Here is a 3342-nt window from a genome sequence, read left to right on the forward strand (position 1 = left end):
ATGAAGTGGTAAACGCATGGCATTGACTGGTACATTTCTTGTCATTCGGTGGTAAAAAATATGTCAAAGGTGGTACATTTTGATGGCCGTAATCAAAAAATGCAGAATTCAACAAAAAAGGTGAAAACACGTCATAATTTAAGCTACAAAATTTTTATGTATTTTAGAACATTTAAGCTACAAAATACATTTTTTTAGGAATCATACCATTTTAATTCAGCAATAATAGAAGCTATTCAAACACACTCTACATAGTAATATAAAGAAAGAAAAAGAATCCACTTTAACATAAGAATAATTTAAAATGGATTCCTGATTTGTTATTCAAAGTATAATTTTATATAAATAACTTACTACTCTTTTAATAATTCAATTTTTCAATTGTTTCAAAGATTCTCGAATATACATCTTTTATGTGCTTTCCATTTTTTTTATCATTATATAAACCAAAGCCCCAATTTCTTAGCAACTCATCATCCACAAGAACCCCAACTGCATAATCATTTCCAACAGTCCATTTCCAAGACTCATTATATACTATTTCCTCCTCGATGAAAGGAAGATGACTTTTAGCTTGTATAAAAAAAAATGGAATAGTAGAGTTTAAATAAATTTTTGCATATTGGCTTTCAGCAGCTTTAGGAAGGTTCTCCTTAGTAATAAATACAGCATCAAAAGAAATTACTTTCTCACTTGTTAATTCATTGAAAGATATCTCTTTAAATGAAACATGTTTTTCCCTCACTTTTGGTAGTTCACCAATTACTGCTATTCTTAAACTTTTTCCTTTATACAACTTAAAATCTGGACTCTGACTACAAGCCGATAAAACAAATATAAACAATAAAAGAAATAAATAGATACTTTTCTTTTTCATATTTCCACCTCCCTCACTTTAATCTTATATTTCGTTACCTATCAAAACAACCAATTATATTTTTATACTAGTGTTGCATACTCAGTGTCGTATTTTACTGTTAAATGGTACCGATTTTTTTATATTAGTACCATGTGATCTAACAAAATCGTTCTATTCTCTGGAAGTCAAAATTCATAGACTTTCCTTATAAAGTATTTTCCCTAAATTTTGTGAGGAATACGAAATCATCATTGGTTATTCGATCACAGCATATAACCATAGTCAAAATAACAGCTTTTTCAGGATAAGATTCTCCTTTCCCCATGAACAAGACGTATATGTAACTTCACTCCAGCTTTTCATTTATAGAAATATATGCCACCGATGATGGGGCAAATTAAGTGCCAGTAATCTCGAATCAATGATCTTTAATAACATCACAAGTTTATAAATTACTTTTTAACATAAATTTGTGAAACTAAATTAAGAAAAAGCCTGTGTAACAGATCTGTATTCATGTTTTTTCAATGCAGTGATAGCTACGAAATACTGATCAAATTTGATCAATTCCTATTTGTGGTTGATCATTAAGTAGACAATCACTAAGTGCTCATCCATAAACCCTTTAGTAGATTTAAATGGATTACCACCTAACTTATCCATTATAAAGGACTTTCTTCTTTACATATAAGTAATCGGTATTGTAAATATTAAAATCAAATCAACACAACATCAGTGATTTATTTACATTAAATTAAAAGGTAAAATATTCATATTAATGTTTTTATTTTTCGAACATCATAAAATATAAATGAGTCAATTTCATAATAGTTTTTTTCTTTCGCTAGAGTGACCGAATTTTAGTCACACATTTTTTAAAAGAATTAAGCGGCTTGAGTCATTTCGTTCATTTGTTGGTTGATACGATCTACTGCCAATTTAGAGGCATTATACACAAGAGTCACAAGATCAAAGTGAACTTTGGCCTTCTTCCCTGTTCGGTATCGGACATTTTTTAGTTGAAAGAATTCTTTTAAATAGGCATTGACTCGCTCAACGGCCGTTCTCTGATTGTAAAGTTTTTTCCATGCTTCTGACCCACGACCCGGGGCGCTATATTTTCGAATGTCCGTCTCCATTTTGATTTTAAAGACCTTTTGGCAAAGGGAGTCGTTGGCTAACGGACAGGTCTTGCATTCGAATGGTTGCGTGTATTTTAGTGTCTGATATTTCTCATCAAAACTGTCGTAGCGATAGGAGTGTTCACGTACACAAGTGGGAGCGAAATGCTCATCAAAACCAAGAGCCTCTCCTTCGTTTCGCTTATTATAGGCAATAATCGCCTTGGCTTTCATATTGTGTAACTGCTTATAAATGGCTTCATAATCATAACCAGCATCCAACGTGCCATATCGAATGTTCAAGGAAGAAAGCCGTCCCTGTATCCCTTTTAATAGAGGAATCGCTGCTTTTCCATCATTCAAACTGGCTGAAGACATGAGGGACTGAAGAATATATTGGCTTTTAGAGCCAACAGCTAAATGGGGTTGGATTGGTACATCTGTCCGTAATGTTTCTAAGCTGGCGGCTAACTGATCTACTATGGTTTTTTCGTAAATAGTCTTTTGATTTTCTCGTTCTTGTTTTTCCTTTTGAAAGGCTTCTTGTTCAACCTTGGATTTACGACCACGCTTTTTAGGTTCCGGTTTTGGCTTTTTTTCTTGCGGAGTAGCTCGATCTCGTGATTCAAAATGTGTCGCATCAATCGAGACTACATCATCATGAATAAAACCTTCTTGAATGGCTTGAAGAAGCAAGGTTTCTTGAACGTTTTCAAGTGCATTTGACTCACTTAACTTTTGAGTAAAGCGAGAAAAGGATGCTTCTGAAGGGATGCGATCAGAAAATAAGAAACCACAATCAAGATGAAACATAAAATCATTTCGCAATCGTTTTACGAGATCTTTAATAGTGGGAATACGTTCCACGATACGGGCAACGAGAGCATAGATCATCGCTGGATAATTAAGTTCAGCAGGAGCACCATATACATTCTTTTTTGATACGGCAAATAACAATGGTTCAATGTGTAGGGTAGAAAAAATGGCTTCAAATCGTTTCGTTGGTTCCATTTCATATAAATCTTGCATGTCAAACAAGCTTCCTTGTCGTATAATAGACATAGGGAGTCACCTTCCATTCTTGTGTCGTTTTAGTGTCGTTACTAAACATTATACAAGAATTTGGGGAGGTACTCCTTTTTTTAGTTCCTAGAAGCCTTGAGCCCGTAAGGCTCATAATTATGAAATTGATTCAAATAACTAAATTTTTCTGGAGTAAAGTATAGTAATACAGTTTTCACACTTTTCATCCCCTGTATACAGCAAAATTATTGGTTCATCACCAAAAGTCGGGGATGACAAAATTAACGCCCAGTTTCTAAGCGAAGTCGAAGAAATAAGTGAGCGTCGTTTCGATAGCCA

General features: G+C 33.6%; 2 protein-coding genes. Both read right to left on the bottom strand.

Annotated features, from left to right (window positions below):
- Positions 1-361: 361 nt before the first annotated feature.
- Positions 362-877, bottom strand: coding sequence for a hypothetical protein (locus J2Z40_RS19590; protein WP_066400840.1), 516 nt, complete (start codon positions 875-877; stop codon positions 362-364).
- A gap of 866 nt (positions 878-1743) precedes the next feature.
- Positions 1744-3042, bottom strand: coding sequence for an IS1182 family transposase (locus tag J2Z40_RS19595; protein WP_066400839.1), 1299 nt, complete (start codon positions 3040-3042; stop codon positions 1744-1746).
- Positions 3043-3342 lie beyond the last annotated feature (300 nt).

Origin of the sequence: Cytobacillus eiseniae, from assembly GCF_017874625.1 — a bacterium.
GTDB lineage: Bacteria > Bacillota > Bacilli > Bacillales > Cytobacillaceae > Cytobacillus > Cytobacillus eiseniae.

Bases quoted from the DNA above. Each gene is read 5' to 3' on its own strand.
- J2Z40_RS19590 (WP_066400840.1), bottom strand. From the start codon at position 877: ATGAAAAAGAAAAGTATCTATTTATTTCTTTTATTGTTTATATTTGTT.
- J2Z40_RS19595 (WP_066400839.1), bottom strand. From the start codon at position 3,042: ATGTCTATTATACGACAAGGAAGCTTGTTTGACATGCAAGATTTATAT.